Here is a 16,011-nt window from a genome sequence, read left to right as displayed (position 1 = left end):
ATCCAATTATGGCTTACTACTCTTTAGGGAGTAAGCCATTTCGGCTATCAATGACTATTTTAAACCAGCAAAGTCACGCAGTAGAGCGGCTTTATCGGTGGCTTCCCAAGGAAACTCTTCACGGCCAAAGTGACCATACGCGGCAGTCTTCTTGTAGATAGGCTGTAGTAAGCTGAGCATCTCTTGTAAACCGTAAGGACGCAAGTCGAAAAACTGACGTACCGCTTCAATGATAATATCATGCGATACTTTCTCGCTACCGAAGGTTTCTACCATGATCGACGTTGGATCAGCGACACCAATGGCGTAAGAAAGTTGGATTTCACAACGATCCGCAAGACCGGCAGCCACAATGTTTTTCGCAACATAGCGAGCGGCATAAGCCGCAGAGCGGTCAACTTTGGATGGATCTTTCCCAGAGAATGCACCACCACCATGACGTGCTGCACCGCCGTAGGTATCGACGATAATTTTACGACCCGTTAAGCCACAGTCACCCATTGGACCACCAATCACGAAACGACCAGTTGGGTTAATGAAGTATTTGGTCTCTTTAGTTAGCCATTCAGCAGGTAACACTGGCTTGATAATTTCTTCCATCACGCCTTCGCGCAGATCAGCGGTAGAGACGGAATCACAATGCTGAGTAGACAGTACCACAGCATCAATACCAACGATCTTACCTTGGTCATATTGGAAAGTGACCTGAGATTTTGCATCCGGACGCAACCAAGCTAGGCTACCATTTTTACGCACTTCTGCTTGACGCTGCATTAAACGGTGTGCATAGGTAATGGGTGCGGGCATCAGGACTTCGGTTTCGTTACAAGCGTAACCAAACATAATGCCTTGGTCACCAGCACCTTGATCTTTAGGGTCGGATTTATCAACGCCTTGGTTGATATCTGGCGACTGTTTACCAATGGTATTAAGTACCGCACACGAGTTGGCATCAAACCCCATTTCAGAATTAACATAACCAATTTCACGTACCGTTTGGCGAGTTAATTCTTCAATATCAACCCAAGCTGAAGTGGTCACTTCACCACCAACCATCACCATGCCTGTTTTAACATAGGTTTCACAGGCAACACGGGCTTTTGGGTCTTGTTCTAAAATGGCATCAAGAACCGCGTCAGAGATTTGGTCGGCAATTTTATCAGGATGACCTTCTGATACAGATTCAGAAGTAAACAAATGTTTAGCCATGATAGCTCCAATTTTCATATGAGTAGCGACCCGTTATTCGATAAACGCGTCGGCAAAATTGTTCAATATGTAGGCGTTTCTACATCTAGACGTCTATTCTAGTTTTCAATGCTCAAATTACAAGCTCTTTTTTAGTTTATCTCATGGCCAAACGTTTGCTTGATTTTGTGATGTTTTTATAATTACGATGAAAATTTATGTAACCGATTACAAAAATCATCGCCATAGGCAGTAAAAGGTTTGCAGAGGCCAAGGGGCTTTGCGACAATATTGAACACTTTTTCTATACCCTTCCCACTTTAGGTCAGTGACTTGGTTTCCTTTCTATCCAGAGCAGGGTTGCTATTGATAGAGACGAAAACACTTATCGCTCATCTGTCAATTGGGGATCGCTTTTTATTTCATCGCTTTTTAGGAGCTGATATGTCTTCGCGTAAACAACTGGCTAACGCAATCCGTGCGTTAAGCATGGATGGTGTTCAACAAGCTAACTCTGGACATCCGGGAGCCCCAATGGGCATGGCGGATATCGCTGAAGTGCTGTGGCGCTCACATCTCAATCACAACCCACAAAATCCACAATGGGCTGATCGTGACCGTTTTGTTTTGTCGAACGGTCATGGCTCAATGTTGATTTATTCACTGTTACATCTAAGTGGTTATGAGTTATCGATTGATGATCTGAAAAACTTTCGTCAGTTGCATTCAAAAACCCCAGGTCATCCAGAATACGGTTACGCGCCAGGTATTGAAACAACGACGGGTCCATTAGGCCAAGGCATTACTAACGCGGTAGGGATGGCAATTGCCGAGAAAGCGCTTGCGGCGCAGTTCAATAAACCCGGCCACGACATCGTTGATCACTTTACTTATGTGTTTATGGGCGATGGTTGTTTGATGGAAGGTATCTCGCACGAAGCCTGTTCACTGGCGGGTACATTGGGTCTTGGCAAGCTGATTGCGTTCTGGGATGACAACGGCATCTCGATTGACGGCCACGTTGAAGGCTGGTTCTCAGACGACACACCAAAACGTTTTGAAGCTTACGGTTGGCATGTGATCCCAGCGGTTGATGGTCACGATGCAGACGCGATCAACGCGGCGATTGAAGCGGCCAAAGCAGAAACCTCTCGCCCGACGCTGATTTGTACTAAAACCATCATCGGTTTTGGCTCACCCAATAAAGCGGGTTCTCATGATTGCCACGGCGCACCATTAGGCCATGATGAAATTAAAGCGGCGCGTGAATTCCTCGGTTGGCAATACGGTCCATTTGAAATTCCGGCTGATATTTACGCTCAGTGGGACGCAAAAGAAGCGGGCCAAGCTAAAGAAGCGGCTTGGGATGAGAAATTTGCGGCTTATTCTGCCCAGTACCCAGCTGAAGCCGCTGAGTTCAAACGCCGCGTTAATGGCGATCTTCCTCGTGAGTGGCAAGAGAAAGCTAATGCTATCATTGCTGAGTTACAAGCGAACCCTGCCAACATTGCGTCACGTAAAGCGTCGCAAAATGCTCTTGAAGCGTTCGGTAAATTATTACCAGAATTTATGGGCGGCTCTGCAGACCTAGCGCCATCAAACCTGACCATGTGGTCTGGCTCAAAATCACTCACTGCTGAAGATTTCTCTGGCAACTATATCCATTACGGCGTACGCGAATTTGGTATGACCGCCATTATGAACGGTATCGCGTTGCACGGTGGCTTTGTGCCTTATGGCGCGACCTTCTTAATGTTTATGGAATACGCGCGTAACGCAATGCGTATGGCGGCGCTGATGAAGATCCAAAATATTCAGGTTTACACTCATGACTCGATTGGTTTGGGTGAAGATGGTCCGACTCACCAACCGGTTGAGCAAATCGCTTCACTGCGTTTAACTCCGAATATGAGCACATGGCGTCCCTGTGACCAAGTCGAATCCGCAGTAGCCTGGAAACTGGCGATTGAACGTAAAGATGGGCCATCGGCGCTGATCTTCTCGCGTCAAAACCTCGCGCAGCAACCACGCACGGCAGAGCAAGTGGCTGATATCGCTAAAGGTGGTTATATTCTTAAAGAGTGTGCTGGCAAACCTGAGCTTATTCTGATTGCAACGGGTTCTGAAGTGGAGCTAGCGGTGAAGGCGGCGGCTGAACTTGAAGCACAAGGTAAGCAAGTCCGCGTGGTTTCAATGCCATCAACCGATGCCTTTGATAAGCAAGATGCGGCTTACCGTGAAGCGGTATTACCTGCCGACGTCACTAAGCGTATTGCAATTGAAGCAGGCATTGCGGATTTCTGGTACAAATACGTTGGTTTTGGCGGCAAGATCATCGGTATGACCACCTTTGGTGAATCGGCACCAGCCGATCAGTTATTCAAGATTTTTGGTTTTACGACTGAAAATGTGGTGAAAACCGCCAACGAATTGCTGGCATAATAGTTGAAGCCCAGCTTATATTGGCTGGGCTTTTTTCTATCTTCGACTAGGCGGTTTTCCAATCATGAGGGCAAGCTTGACGCAAGGCATCGATAAATAAGCGTAACCGTAAAGGGTGACGCCCCGCTGGATAGTAACAAGCCACCTCACTAGGTGGAGATAGCCACTCAGGTAAGCAAGCAGCAAGGCTTCCTGGATGAGCGCGTTCAAAACCTTCTGCAAACCATGTTGGTAATAAACCAATACCTCTTCCTTTCGCTATCGCATCGGCTTGCATCGCTAAGCTATCACTTTGTAAACGACTTTTTAGTGCTGGTAATACCCAATCTCCTTGAGTCGAATGAGTTAAGGTTAGCCCTTCTTGGCGACAGGCAATAAAATCTATCCAAGTATGATTTATCAGCTGCTCAGGATGATTAGGCTTGGGATAAGTGGCTAAATAACTTGGAGAGGCATACGGTGAATAATGCCAATTGCCGAGAAGCTCTCGTCGCCACCCTGAATGAGAGATGGTCCCGATCCAAATCATCAAATCAGGTTCTAATAAGCTATTTTCGGCTACGTAATGGCTGTGTACTCGGATGGTCACTTCGGGATGAGCTAGCATAAATCCATCGAGTACGTGACTTATCCAACCTCGAACCAAGTTAGGATGAACGACTAACGTCAAATGACCACTAATTTGATTGTTCAGCTCTTGAAGAGCTTCAATGCCTTTTGATGCCAATTCAACTAATTGCTCGCTATAAACGGCAAACACTTGTCCAGCTTTAGTCAAGGTGAGCCGGTTACCTTGGCGAGTGATCAGCGCTTGCCCTAAATCACTTTCCAACATGGCAAGTCGTCGGCTTAGTGTCGATTTCGGTTGCTCAAGCGCTTTAGCGGCAGCGGTCAAGCTTTTATGCTGACAGAGTGCATGGAAGGCTTTGATGGCACTTAAATCATGCATGATAACAGTGACCTCGTTATTCAATACTCTTGTTGTTCCATATATGGGACTGACTATTCCATCTGTCTGTCTATCTCAATGATTCAAATTGTGAATAATTCCACTTCGAAATTAATAATCATTATCATTTATGGAGTGGTGAATGTCTAGATTAAATCCAACCCGCGTCGCTTTTGCCGTAGCGTTTGGTCTATTTGCATCGGTGCCAGTGAGTGCTCAGCAAGAGCGTCAAGTTGATGAAACACTGGTCGTGACCGCGTCAGGTTTTGAGCAGGTGGTGAGAAATGCGCCGGCCAGTATCACAGTGATCAGTGCTGAAGATATGGCCAAGGGCTCATTTAGAGATTTAACCGATGCGTTGCGCTCGGTCCCGGGCATTTATATTTCTGGTGGCGGTGCAAGTCAAGACATTAGTATTCGTGGTTTAGATGCTAAATATACGCTGATTTTAGTCGATGGAAAAAGACAAGGTAGTCGTCAGACACGCCCCAACAGCGATGGACCAGGCATCGAGCAAGGCTGGATCCCACCACTCAATATGATAGAAAGAATTGAGGTCGTACGTGGCCCAATGTCTTCGTTGTATGGTTCTGATGCAATGGGAGGGGTGATTAATATTATCACTAAAAAAGTGTCTGATACTTGGAATGGTTCACTCCGTCTAGAAAGCCAACTGCGCGATCGTGGTTATGCTGGTGATAGCCAGCAAGCCAGTGCAACTATCGCGGGTCCTCTGATTGATGGTTTACTCGGTGTTCAGCTTTCGGGTTCTGTTTCTCGACGTGCTGAAGATGACAAAATCGGTTATTACCCTGAACAAGAGATGAACAGTGCCAATGTCCGTTTTGACCTCACCCCGACCGATACACAAGATATTCGCATCGATATTAATCAAAGTCGTCAAAAGCGGGACAGTTCTAAAAAAAGTGCCGAACGTCCATCACAAGGGGATTATGAACGTTCATATTATGCCCTTTCCCACGAAGGACGTTGGGAGTTTGCAACCAGCCAATTGAGCTACAGTCACGAAAAAACGGACAATGAAAGCCGTCAAATGACGATCACCAACCAAGTGGTTGACGCCAGTTTACAACGTGCATTTGACGATCATTTTGTGACTGTTGGTGGACAATACTTTAACGAATCGTTGGATGATGCAGGTAATAAATACAATCCTAACGTTAATTCATTAGAACGTTGGCGCGGTGCCTTTTTCATTGAAGATGAGTGGCAAATGACACAAGACTTTGCCTTAACGCTTGGGGCACGTTTTAATCGCGATCAGCATTATGGCAACGAAATTACTCCCCGTGCTTATGCTGTTTGGCAATTGAATGATCACTGGACGGTCAAAGGTGGCGTGACTAATGGCTTCAGTGCTCCAGGGTTACGTGAAGTCTCTAGCGATTGGGGACAAGTGACGGGTGGTGGGCGTCGTAATGGGGTGATTTTAGGCAATCCTGATCTCAAACCTGAAAAAACGTTGAACCAAGAAATTGCGGTCTTTTATCAGCTACCAACAGGGTTTCAGGCATCACTCAGTGTATTTAATACCGATTTTAAAGATAAAGTGTTGATAACCACTCTATGTGATGATGCCAGTAACGGTGGAGGATGCGTGTCACCTTCAGGTAGTCAGCATGATTTTATTCAGCAACGAGAAAATGTCGATAAAGCACGGATTCAAGGGATAGAAACCAGTTTTAAAGTACCAGTCATGGAACAACTCGCTCTATCAGCCAATTATACGTTTACGGACTCAGAGCAGCGCAGTGGGGCGAATCGTGGTGATCCATTAAGTCGAACTCCACGCCATCAAGCATCCATCAACTTAGATTGGGATGCCAGTGAGCAACTCACGTTTTGGACACATGCGAAATACAAAGGCAGCGAATACGCAATTGTCAGAGGCGGAGCTGTTGGGGATAAATACGATGCTTACCAAACCTTAGATATTGGTGGCAATTACCAAGTCAACAAAGAGACACGTTTACTGTTTGGTATCTATAACCTAACCGATACCGATATTTCACAAGATAAACATGGCAAAGTACTGGATGGACGCAGCTATTGGATAGGGGCGGATATCAGTTTCTAAAAGCGTTATACTGGGCTCACTTTATTTAGTGAGCCTTTTTTATCGACGATGGATGAGTTGGGGTGTTGCTCTTAAAGGCTATCAGTTACTATCCTCCTCTCGAAAACAATTAAGACGATGGAATGATGCTTAAAGTCGCGATCAATGGGTTTGGGCGTATCGGGCGCAATGTTTTGCGCGCGATATATGAGAGTGGAAAAAATCAGCAAATCAAAGTCGTGGCGGTGAATGAGCTGGCATTACCCGATGCGATGGCTCACCTTCTACAATACGATACGAGTCATGGCCGATTTGGTAAAAAAATTACTAATGATCAAGAGCATATCTATGTTCATCATGAGGCCAGTGTCTATGATTCGATTCGGATTCTTCATCTTAGCGAAATCAAACTGCTGCCTTGGCGTGATCTTGGGGTTGATATTGTTCTCGATTGTACCGGAGTCTATGGCTCAAAAGCCGATGGTCTAGCCCATATTACCGCGGGTGCTAAGAAAGTGCTCTTTTCCCATCCCGGGAGTCATGATCTCGATAACACCATCATTTATGGTGTAAACCATCAAACGCTGACTGCTGAGCACCGCGTGGTGTCAAATGGCTCTTGTACCACCAACTGCATTGTGCCGATCATAAAAGTTTTGGATGAGGCTTTTGGTATTGATTCCGGCACCATCACCACCATTCATTCGGCGATGAATGATCAGCCCGTTATTGATGCCTATCATACCGATTTACGTCGCACACGTTCTGCTAGCCAATCGATCATTCCCGTTGATACGAAATTACACAAAGGCATTGAAAGAATTTTTCCGAAATTTTCTAACAAATTTGAGGCAATTTCAGTGCGTGTACCGACAGTTAATGTCACAGCGATGGATTTAAGTGTCACATTAAATACAAATGTGAAAGTTAATGACGTAAATCAAACCATCATACACGCATCTCGGTGTACATTAGATGGCATTGTTGACTATACTGAAGCTCCATTGGTATCCATCGATTTTAACCATGATCCTCACAGTGCCATTGTTGATGGTTCACAAACAAGGGTCAGCAACGGGCAACTGGTGAAAATGCTCGTTTGGTGCGATAACGAATGGGGCTTTGCGAACCGCATGCTGGATACGGCGCTCGCAATGCAAGCATCCGAGTAGGAGCAGGATGATGGAGAACCATCGGGTATTGAGCTTGAAATACATCGTGACGGTCTCCATATCAATAACCAGTTTGAAGAATTATTAGGCTCGGCAGGGTTGCCGGGTTTCCAAAAACTTTATTTATCAATATTTGAGAGGACAAACCATGTCTGTAATCAAGATGACTGACCTGGATTTAGCAGGTAAACGCGTATTTATTCGTGCTGACCTAAACGTACCAGTGAAAGATGGCAAAGTGACTTCGGATGCACGTATTCTTGCGTCTTTACCAACGATTCAGCACTGCTTAGCCGCTGGCGCTAAAGTAATGGTGACTTCTCACCTCGGTCGTCCTACTGAAGGCGAATACTCAGAAGAGTTCTCTCTACTGCCTGTCGTTAACTACTTAAAAGACGCACTTGAGTGCGACGTTAAGCTTGCTAAAGATTATCTTGATGGTTTGGAATTGAACGCTGGCGAGTTGGTGGTTCTTGAAAACGTTCGCTTTAACAAGGGCGAAAAGAAAAACGAAGAAGAATTATCGAAAAAATACGCGGCTCTATGTGACGTGTTTGTTATGGATGCATTTGGTACGGCGCACCGTGCTCAAGCTTCTACGCATGGCGTTGGTATGTTCGCACCGATCGCTTGTGCAGGCCCACTATTGGCGGCAGAACTTGAAGCATTGGGTAAAGCGATGGATAACCCAGAGCGTCCATTAGTGGCTATCGTTGGTGGCTCGAAAGTATCGACTAAGCTGACTGTACTAGAATCCCTTTCTAAAATCGCCGACCAATTAGTGGTGGGTGGTGGTATTGCCAATACCTTTATCGCGGCAGCAGGCCACAATGTGGGTAAATCACTATACGAAGCGGACCTGATTGGAACTGCACAGAAGTTGATGAAAGAGTGCTCTATTCCAGTAGCCACTGATGTAGCTTGTGCGAAAGCGTTTGATGAAAACGCCGCAGCAGAAATTAAACATGTGTCTGAAGTACAAGATGACGACATGATTTTCGACTTAGGTCCAGATTCAACCGCGGCATTGGCTGAAATCATTGCTAACGCAAAAACCATTTTGTGGAATGGCCCAGTCGGCGTATTTGAGTTCAAAAACTTCGAAGCAGGTACCAAAGGTATCTCTGAAGCGATCGCCAAATCAGCGGGCTTCTCAGTGGCGGGTGGCGGTGACACGCTAGCGGCGATTGATAAGTTTGGTATCAAAGCTGACGTGTCTTATATTTCAACCGGTGGCGGTGCTTTCCTTGAGTTTGTGGAAGGTAAAGTATTACCAGCAGTAGAAATGCTAGAAGCACGCGCGAAAGCATAACGACGATGAGAGCGGGGGGTAACTCCCGCTTTCTTGTTTGCTGCACGAGGGTATTTATTCTGCTAGAATAGCGCCAGTTGTGAGCAAACGTTTGCAAGAATGTAAACTTAACTGTTTTATTTTTAAACGACAGAAAAAATAGGATCAAATCCATGTCTAAGATCTTCGATTTCGTAAAACCTGGTGTGATTTCTGGTGATGACGTACAGAAAGTATTTGCTGTAGCGAAAGAGCATAACTTTGCTCTACCTGCTGTTAACGTTGTCAATACTGACTCTATCAACGCAGTACTAGAAGCCGCGGCCAAAGTGAAAGCACCGGTAGTGGTGCAGTTCTCTAACGGTGGCGCTGCTTTCTTTGTTGGTAAAGGCGTTAAACTTGAAGGCCAAGGTGCCCAAATCCTTGGTGCCGTGGCTGGTGCAAAATACGTTCACGCTGTTGCTGAAACTTACGGTGTGCCAGTGATTCTACACACTGACCACGCTGCGAAGAAATTACTGCCTTGGATCGATGGTCTACTTGATGCTGGCGAAGAGTTCTTTGCTCAAACAGGTAAGCCTCTGTTCTCTTCTCACATGCTAGATCTTTCTGAAGAGTCTCTAGAAGAAAACGTTGAAACGTGTGCGAAATACCTAGAGCGTATGGCGAAAATGGGTATGACCATCGAAATCGAACTTGGTTGTACTGGCGGTGAAGAAGACGGCGTTGATAACTCTCATATGGATTCATCTGAGCTGTACACTTCTCCAGAAGACGTGGCTTACGCTTATGAAAAACTCAGCGCAGTCAGCCATCGTTTCACCATCGCTGCTTCTTTCGGTAACGTTCACGGTGTTTACCAAGCTGGCAACGTGGTATTAACTCCAACCATTCTACGTGATTCTCAAGCGTACGTTTCTGAGAAATTTGGCCTTCCAGCGAACTCTCTCAACTTCGTATTCCACGGTGGTTCTGGTTCGTCTGAAGCAGAAATCAAAGAATCGATCAGCTACGGTGTTATCAAAATGAACATCGATACTGATACTCAGTGGGCAACATGGGATGGTATCCGTAAATACGAAGCGGAAAACCACGATTACCTACAAGGCCAAATCGGTAACCCAACTGGTGAAGCTGCACCAAACAAAAAATACTACGATCCACGTGTATGGCTACGTGCAGGCCAAACCTCAATGGTGGCTCGTCTAGAGAAAGCTTTTGCAGACCTTAACGCCGTTAACGTGCTGTAATTAGTGTCTAGTTAGTCATTAGCCGTCCTTGTTGGGGCGGCTTTTTTTATAGCTAGTGATTAGGAAATAGATCTGCTAGTTTAAAGAATAATCTTATGTTTGCTGAGATTTAAATAAGTATACTTTGTGTGGAGATATTACATAGAGCAGTTGTCACTCCTTTGTATACATCAAACCAAAAGAATATCGATATCATTGATTGTAGAGGATATACAAGATGGCGAATGAGTCAGTGGGACTTGAAGTTCCTGGTGTTGAAAGCTTACATCAGGTCAATAATTGGCTAACCAATAACTCAGATTTATTGATTCAATACGGTGTGAATATTATTTCCGCCATTTTGATTTTGTTTATTGGTAACATCATTGTTAAAACGATTGCAGGTAGTGTAGCAAACGTGTTGATGAAAAAAGAGATGGATAAGGCGGTTGTCGATTTTATCCAAGGCATCGTACGTTACACACTATTCATTATTGTATTGGTTGCCGCATTAAGTCGTATTGGCGTTCAAACCGCGTCCGTTGTGGCCATTATCGGTGCGGCGGGTTTAGCGGTGGGTTTAGCGCTGCAAGGTTCGCTATCCAACTTTGCTGCTGGAGTGTTAATCGTTGCTTTCCGTCCGTTTAAATCCGGTGACTATATCGAAGTGGCTGGAACCGCTGGATCGGTTGATTCTATCCATATTTTTCAGACAATTTTAAAAACACCCGATAACAAAATGGTGGTATTACCTAACTCAGCGGTAGTGAATGGCGCAATTGTCAATTATTCACGCCATGCTACACGTCGTGTTGATTTACTGATTGGCGTATCTTATAAATCGGATCTGAATAAAACCAAGCAGGTACTGCGTGATGTGGTTGAGCGCGATCCTCGGGTATTAAAAGATCCTGCTGTTCGAGTTGAAGTACATCAACTTGGTGAATCATCGATTAATTTTATCGTTCGCCCTTGGGTGGAGAGTGCAGATTACTGGCCCGTTTATTGGGAACTAACCCACAAGATTAAAGAAGCGCTCGATGAAAATGGTATTGAAATTCCATTCCCACAAATGGATGTTCATTTGAATAAAATCAGCTAACGGACGTTATTGGTTGAGCTGAGTAAATTGATGAACAGTAGAAAATAAAAACGGAGGTGTTGGCCTCCGTTTTTATTTTAGTTCCAATATTGCTGAAGGTTATTCGCCAATAGAAAAGCAATGGTAAACATCATTGCCGCGATCACCAGATCGATGCCTTTTTTGACGGCGGGGTTGGATAAGGTTGGCCCTAATTTGGCTGCGCCTATCGATAATGAATAAAACCACACAAAGGAAGCGATCATCGTTCCTAAGGCAAATGAAAGCCTGTCATGGCCTTCAAATTGACCGCCAATCGATCCTAAAATTACTACCGTATCTAAGTATAGATGTGGGTTAAGTACCGTGACCGCTAATGCTCCAAGAATTACGGTTCGTTTACCTCGCGCCGTGATCTCAGAAGATGATTCTTGTTGTCGCGACGGTTTAAAAGCACTTTTTAATGCTAACAAGCCATAACCAGTTAAAAAGGCGATTCCACCTAAAGTAACTGCAATCAATAAGCTTTCATTTTGTGACAGTAATGCGCCGCCACCAAATATTCCCAAGGAGATAAAGATAACATCTAACACACTACAGATGGTTGCCGTAGTTAGGTGGTGATGACGCTTAATGCCTTGATTTAAAACGTAAGCGTTTTGTGCTCCGATGGGAATAATCATCGTTGCCCCGAGTCCGAAGCCTTGTAGCAAAATCCAGAAGTTCACAGTTGTCTCATTAATAGAATGCCAAATAATGGTCGCAAGATACCCAGAGTTATTTGATTAGTATAATTAATGATTTTAATATCAAATAAGTTTGGCTTATTTTCTGTAGGATAGACAAGAATGCGTGGCTTAGATTACAAATGGATAGAAGCACTGGATGCGGTTTTACAATATGGCAGTTTTGAGCGTGCGGCTGAAAAGTTATTCATTTCTCAGTCCGCTGTTTCTCAGCGTATCAAACAACTAGAGAAATTTATTGCGCAGCCAGCACTGGTGCGTAGTGCTCCCCCTAAGCCGACCCTAATAGGCAAAAAATTGCTTGGGTTGTATCGGCGGGTTCTTCTGCTTGAGCAAGAAACCATGCCAGAGTTATTAAATGATACCTCAGCACGTCCGGTCACCTTATCAATTGCTACTAATGCTGACAGTTTAGCCAGTTGGGTTATTCCTGCTTTACGGCCGATCATGAGTAAAGAAAACGTCGCTTTTCAATTCTCTATTCTTGATGAATCTCGTTCGATAGAAAAAATGAAGAATGGCGAAGTCGTGGGAGCGATCAGTTTAGATGATCAACCGTTACCGGGTTGTCGAGCGGAATACTTGGGCAAAATGGATTACTTATGTGTCGCTAGCCCCAGCTTTATGACGCGCTATTTTTCGAATGGTGTGAATGCACAAACTCTGATCCATGCCCATCGGTGTCATTTGATATGCAAGATAGCCAGCATAAACAATTTTTAAAGCAACATTTCGCTGTGCAAAGTGAGATGCGAATTAATCATAAAGTCGGCAGTTCAGAGGCTTTCGTTGCCCTTGCAAAAGCAGGATTGGCTTATTGCTTAATTCCACGTTTACAAATTGAGGATGAGTTGGCAAAAGGCGAGCTGGTTGAGGTGACGCCTGGGCAAACCGTAACCAATGTGATCTATTGGCATCATTGGCTATTAGAAACGGGGATTTTAGCTCAGTTATCAACAGGCATTGTTGATTATGCTCGGGCACATTTGCCACAGTAAGTATGCTTGTATCAATACGTTAAAACTGTGTCAGTTTATCAGCAATACCAAGTGAATCGTTCTATATTGGCTTATGATAGTCCAGTGACTTAAGTCAATTTAGGTATCACAGTGTTTTCCCAACATATAAAGGATGAGTAATATGAAATGGCTACGTCAATGGCTTATGGTTTTATGCAGTCTTACGGCGGTGAGTGTGCAAGCTCAGCAAATGAACTTTCCTCATATCGTGACTTCCGGCTATGGTGAAGTGATTGCTCAACCAGATAGAGCACAGTTTTCCGTTAAGGTGGTTGAAACCACGATGAATGCTGAGCAAGCGAAAGCAACGGTAGATAAAGTGGTCGCGGACTTTGTCGATAGTCTTAAGCAATCTGGCGTAAAAAGTGAAGATATCTCCAGTTCAAATTTGTATCTCACTCCCCAGTATCATTATCCAAAGTCTGGACAGCCTGAGTTAGTTGGCTATCGAGCGCAGAGAAGTGTCACCGTTGATGTGGAAAAACTCAGTGCTTTGAATCAGTACTTAGACTTAGCATTGGCTTTGGGTATTAATCAGGTCGATAACGTTCAGCTAAAAGTCAGTGAACAAGCCAAATACCAACAGCAAGCGAGAATGGCAGCGATTGAAGATGCCAAACAAAAAGCCAATTCATTAGCAGCTGGCTTTCAAAGCAAGTTGGGGCCTGTATGGCGTATTGAATACAGTTCAATCACTCCTCAGCCGGTGATGATGCGTTCAGTTAGTATGGCCGATAGCGCAGAAGTGAGTCAGAGTTATCAAGATTCAACCATTGTTATTCGTGATCGAGTCGATGTGATTTATAAATTGACCCATTAAATTTTGCCTCAAGCGCACCCGATTGCACTGGTGCGCTTGATTGACATTCGCTAGTTTTTTGTTCAGCAATAAGAAAATGCTGTTATAATGCGCATTCTAAAACGACTGAGTGTATAAAATTAGGGTTATGAGATTTTCTAGAACGATTGCTTTTCTTCTCATTGCCTGTGCTTTGACCACCTCAATCATCGTTTTCTATTATGCTCAGCGTTATCAAAATATTAAGCAAAATCATATTAATCACGCCGCTCAGCAAGCGCTTCATCAACTCTCTTATGGTGTGAGAGAGTACGCCAATATTCAAGATCAGCTTTTATCTATCATTCATCTACTCAGTCATAGTCAGACGACTTGTGACTATGCCTTCTCGCCTGAGCCGAACAATCAGCGTCTACTCGAAGAGGCTTTTGCGTCCGTTGCTCATTATCAAAAATGGTATAACTCAATCGTCTTTTTTGATAATGAAGGCCAAGCCAATGTCGGGGTGATGTACTCGGCTACAGAGTCGAGCAAAGTGATCAGTCATGCACTGGACAATCAACTCAGTAGTGAACGACTTGCACTTGCTGAGCTGCTCAGTGACGAGCAAGTGGGGATTTGGGGGTGGAATACTCCCGATCCGATGCCATCGATGCAGCTCATCACGCCAGTTAAGGTATTTGGACTGCGTTACGGCTATATCATGATGGATATTAATCTTTGGCGTTTAGCCGAGCGAGTCAGTTATAGCTTACAACGCGATTTACAACCCGAAATCGTCACTGACCAAGGGGTTGTCTTGAGTCATAAGTTATCACAACACGCGTTAATGAAGCCTTTTATACTGGACGATAATCTCGCACAACGTTTTCCGCTGACGTGGCAACGTATGCAGACCGCAAATACGGGATATCAGCTTGAACAGGGGCATTTAATAGCCTTTGCATCTATTTCATTAACCGATGATCAAGCGATGTATTTGATTGTTCATTTAACTCCGGAAGAATTAGCACAGCGCGCCGAACGTGATTTAAATGACCTAATCAAAGAAGGGTTATTTGTATTGCTCATGGTGATGCTTTTTACTTTACCGACCTTATCGATGGTGTTGCATTACCATCGACGCGATATAGAAAGTAAGCTTGCACGCGCAGCACTAAATGGTATGACCGCGGTGATGATCGCCGATAAACATCATCAAATCATGATGGTTAATAATGAGTTCGAACGTATGACGGGGTTACCAAAAGCGTGGGCGATCGGCCGTAACGGACTGAAAACCTTGCTTTATCATAACGGCATGCCATTTATATTAAGTGTCTTAGAGCGAATTACCAGCGAGCAATATTGGCAAGGGGAAGTCGAGTTCGCTACTGCGCAAGGTGATATGTTGACTACGTTAATACGTATTCAAGGAATTATCGAGGCTGGGCGAGTAAGTTATTATATTACTTCAATTGTTGATATCTCTGAGCGCAAACTATTAGAGAATAAGCTGCGTGAATTAAGTGAGAAAGATAGCCTGACTCAGTTATGGAATCGACGTAAGTTTGAATTAGAGCTTACTCATCAGGTGGAGCGTATTCAAGCTGAGGGGAATGCTTATCCCGTCTGTTTGGTGTTATTAGATATTGATTTCTTTAAGCGTGTTAATGATGAACAAGGTCACGATCAAGGTGATCGAGTGATCATCGATGTGGCGCGTTTACTGACTCAACATCTTCGCAGTTATGACTTTATCGCACGAATTGGTGGTGAAGAGTTCGCCGTTATTATGCCCTCGACCCGCATTGAGCAAGCGCAGCAGATTATTGAGCAATTAAGAGGGGCGGTGGAAGCCGAACCGCATTTATCCGTGACCGTCAGTGCTGGCATTACTGACTTAACTCTTGATGCGACACGTTCCTATAAGTGCGCCGATATCGCTCTGTATGAGTCGAAAAAATCGGGGCGCAATCAGGTGTCGACTTTTTTAAGTCAGGAGAGCTAATCATCGGTTAAGATAATCTTGGTGTCGG

11 protein-coding genes and 1 pseudogene are annotated in these 16,011 nt (G+C 44.6%); 9 read left to right on the top strand and 3 right to left on the bottom strand.

The window, feature by feature from the left end:
• Positions 1 to 54: 54 nt before the first annotated feature.
• Positions 55 to 1,209 (bottom strand): methionine adenosyltransferase, encoded by a 1,155-nt coding sequence (metK, locus tag BSR11_RS02925; protein ID WP_072669002.1) that lies wholly within the window; start codon positions 1,207 to 1,209, stop codon positions 55 to 57.
• A gap of 423 nt (positions 1,210 to 1,632) precedes the next feature.
• Here metK and tkt point away from each other — a divergent pair, with 423 nt between their 5' ends.
• Positions 1,633 to 3,630, top strand: a complete 1,998-nt coding sequence (gene tkt / locus BSR11_RS02920; protein WP_072669001.1) for a transketolase — start codon at positions 1,633 to 1,635, stop codon at positions 3,628 to 3,630.
• A 46-nt stretch (positions 3,631 to 3,676) separates the two neighbouring features.
• Here the strand turns inward: tkt and BSR11_RS02915 are convergent, their stop codons facing one another.
• Positions 3,677 to 4,579 carry a LysR family transcriptional regulator gene (locus BSR11_RS02915; RefSeq protein WP_072669000.1) on the bottom strand — a complete coding sequence of 301 codons (903 nt, stop codon included), beginning with the start codon at positions 4,577 to 4,579 and terminating at the stop codon, positions 3,677 to 3,679.
• Between the two features lie 142 nt (positions 4,580 to 4,721).
• On the opposite strand from BSR11_RS02915, the gene BSR11_RS02910 reads away from it, so the two are divergent.
• The 5 genes from BSR11_RS02910 to mscS all read left to right on the top strand — a co-directional run bounded on the left by BSR11_RS02910 (position 4,722) and on the right by mscS (position 11,450).
• Positions 4,722 to 6,677 carry a TonB-dependent receptor domain-containing protein gene (locus BSR11_RS02910; RefSeq protein ID WP_072668999.1) on the top strand — a complete coding sequence of 652 codons (1,956 nt, stop codon included), beginning with the start codon at positions 4,722 to 4,724 and terminating at the stop codon, positions 6,675 to 6,677.
• A 125-nt stretch (positions 6,678 to 6,802) separates the two neighbouring features.
• On the top strand, positions 6,803 to 7,828 hold the full coding sequence (epd, locus tag BSR11_RS02905) for an erythrose-4-phosphate dehydrogenase (protein WP_072669068.1): 1,026 nt from the start codon (positions 6,803 to 6,805) through the stop codon (positions 7,826 to 7,828).
• 148 nt (positions 7,829 to 7,976) lie between these two features.
• Positions 7,977 to 9,140 (top strand): phosphoglycerate kinase, encoded by a 1,164-nt coding sequence (locus BSR11_RS02900; protein WP_072668998.1) that lies wholly within the window; start codon positions 7,977 to 7,979, stop codon positions 9,138 to 9,140.
• A gap of 152 nt (positions 9,141 to 9,292) precedes the next feature.
• Positions 9,293 to 10,369, top strand: coding sequence for a class II fructose-bisphosphate aldolase (gene fbaA, locus BSR11_RS02895; protein ID WP_072668997.1), 1,077 nt, complete (start codon positions 9,293 to 9,295; stop codon positions 10,367 to 10,369).
• A 217-nt stretch (positions 10,370 to 10,586) separates the two neighbouring features.
• On the top strand, positions 10,587 to 11,450 hold the full coding sequence (gene mscS / locus BSR11_RS02890) for a small-conductance mechanosensitive channel MscS (protein WP_072668996.1): 864 nt from the start codon (positions 10,587 to 10,589) through the stop codon (positions 11,448 to 11,450).
• A gap of 77 nt (positions 11,451 to 11,527) precedes the next feature.
• Here mscS and BSR11_RS02885 read toward each other — a convergent pair whose 3' ends face one another.
• Positions 11,528 to 12,157, bottom strand: a complete 630-nt coding sequence (locus tag BSR11_RS02885) for a LysE/ArgO family amino acid transporter (protein ID WP_072668995.1) — start codon at positions 12,155 to 12,157, stop codon at positions 11,528 to 11,530.
• A gap of 120 nt (positions 12,158 to 12,277) precedes the next feature.
• Here BSR11_RS02885 and BSR11_RS02880 point away from each other — a divergent pair.
• From BSR11_RS02880 to BSR11_RS02870, 3 genes and pseudogenes are all read left to right on the top strand, one after another.
• A pseudogene (locus BSR11_RS02880) lies at positions 12,278 to 13,173 on the top strand (LysR family transcriptional regulator ArgP).
• A 142-nt stretch (positions 13,174 to 13,315) separates the two neighbouring features.
• Positions 13,316 to 14,014 carry an oxidative stress defense protein gene (locus BSR11_RS02875; RefSeq protein ID WP_072668994.1) on the top strand — a complete coding sequence of 233 codons (699 nt, stop codon included), beginning with the start codon at positions 13,316 to 13,318 and terminating at the stop codon, positions 14,012 to 14,014.
• Positions 14,015 to 14,141: 127 nt separating this feature from the next.
• Positions 14,142 to 15,983 (top strand): sensor domain-containing diguanylate cyclase, encoded by a 1,842-nt coding sequence (locus BSR11_RS02870; protein WP_072668993.1) that lies wholly within the window; start codon positions 14,142 to 14,144, stop codon positions 15,981 to 15,983.
• Positions 15,984 to 16,011: the final 28 nt, after the last annotated feature.

The sequence above is a fragment of the Vibrio injensis genome (assembly GCF_001895205.1).
Classification (GTDB): Bacteria; Pseudomonadota; Gammaproteobacteria; order Enterobacterales; family Vibrionaceae; genus Vibrio; species Vibrio injensis.
The sequence above is the reverse complement of the archived record's forward strand: the minus strand, read 5'-3'. Positions and strand labels throughout refer to the sequence as shown.

Excerpts from the sequence above, each read along its gene's own strand:
- metK (WP_072669002.1), bottom strand. The coding sequence starts at position 1,209 with ATGGCTAAACATTTGTTTACTTCTGAATCTGTATCAGAAGGTCATCCT.
- tkt (WP_072669001.1), top strand. The coding sequence starts at position 1,633 with ATGTCTTCGCGTAAACAACTGGCTAACGCAATCCGTGCGTTAAGCATG.
- BSR11_RS02915 (WP_072669000.1), bottom strand. The coding sequence starts at position 4,579 with ATGCATGATTTAAGTGCCATCAAAGCCTTCCATGCACTCTGTCAGCAT.
- BSR11_RS02910 (WP_072668999.1), top strand. The coding sequence starts at position 4,722 with ATGTCTAGATTAAATCCAACCCGCGTCGCTTTTGCCGTAGCGTTTGGT.
- epd (WP_072669068.1), top strand. The coding sequence starts at position 6,803 with ATGCTTAAAGTCGCGATCAATGGGTTTGGGCGTATCGGGCGCAATGTT.
- BSR11_RS02900 (WP_072668998.1), top strand. The coding sequence starts at position 7,977 with ATGTCTGTAATCAAGATGACTGACCTGGATTTAGCAGGTAAACGCGTA.
- fbaA (WP_072668997.1), top strand. The coding sequence starts at position 9,293 with ATGTCTAAGATCTTCGATTTCGTAAAACCTGGTGTGATTTCTGGTGAT.
- mscS (WP_072668996.1), top strand. The coding sequence starts at position 10,587 with ATGGCGAATGAGTCAGTGGGACTTGAAGTTCCTGGTGTTGAAAGCTTA.
- BSR11_RS02875 (WP_072668994.1), top strand. The coding sequence starts at position 13,316 with ATGAAATGGCTACGTCAATGGCTTATGGTTTTATGCAGTCTTACGGCG.
- BSR11_RS02870 (WP_072668993.1), top strand. The coding sequence starts at position 14,142 with ATGAGATTTTCTAGAACGATTGCTTTTCTTCTCATTGCCTGTGCTTTG.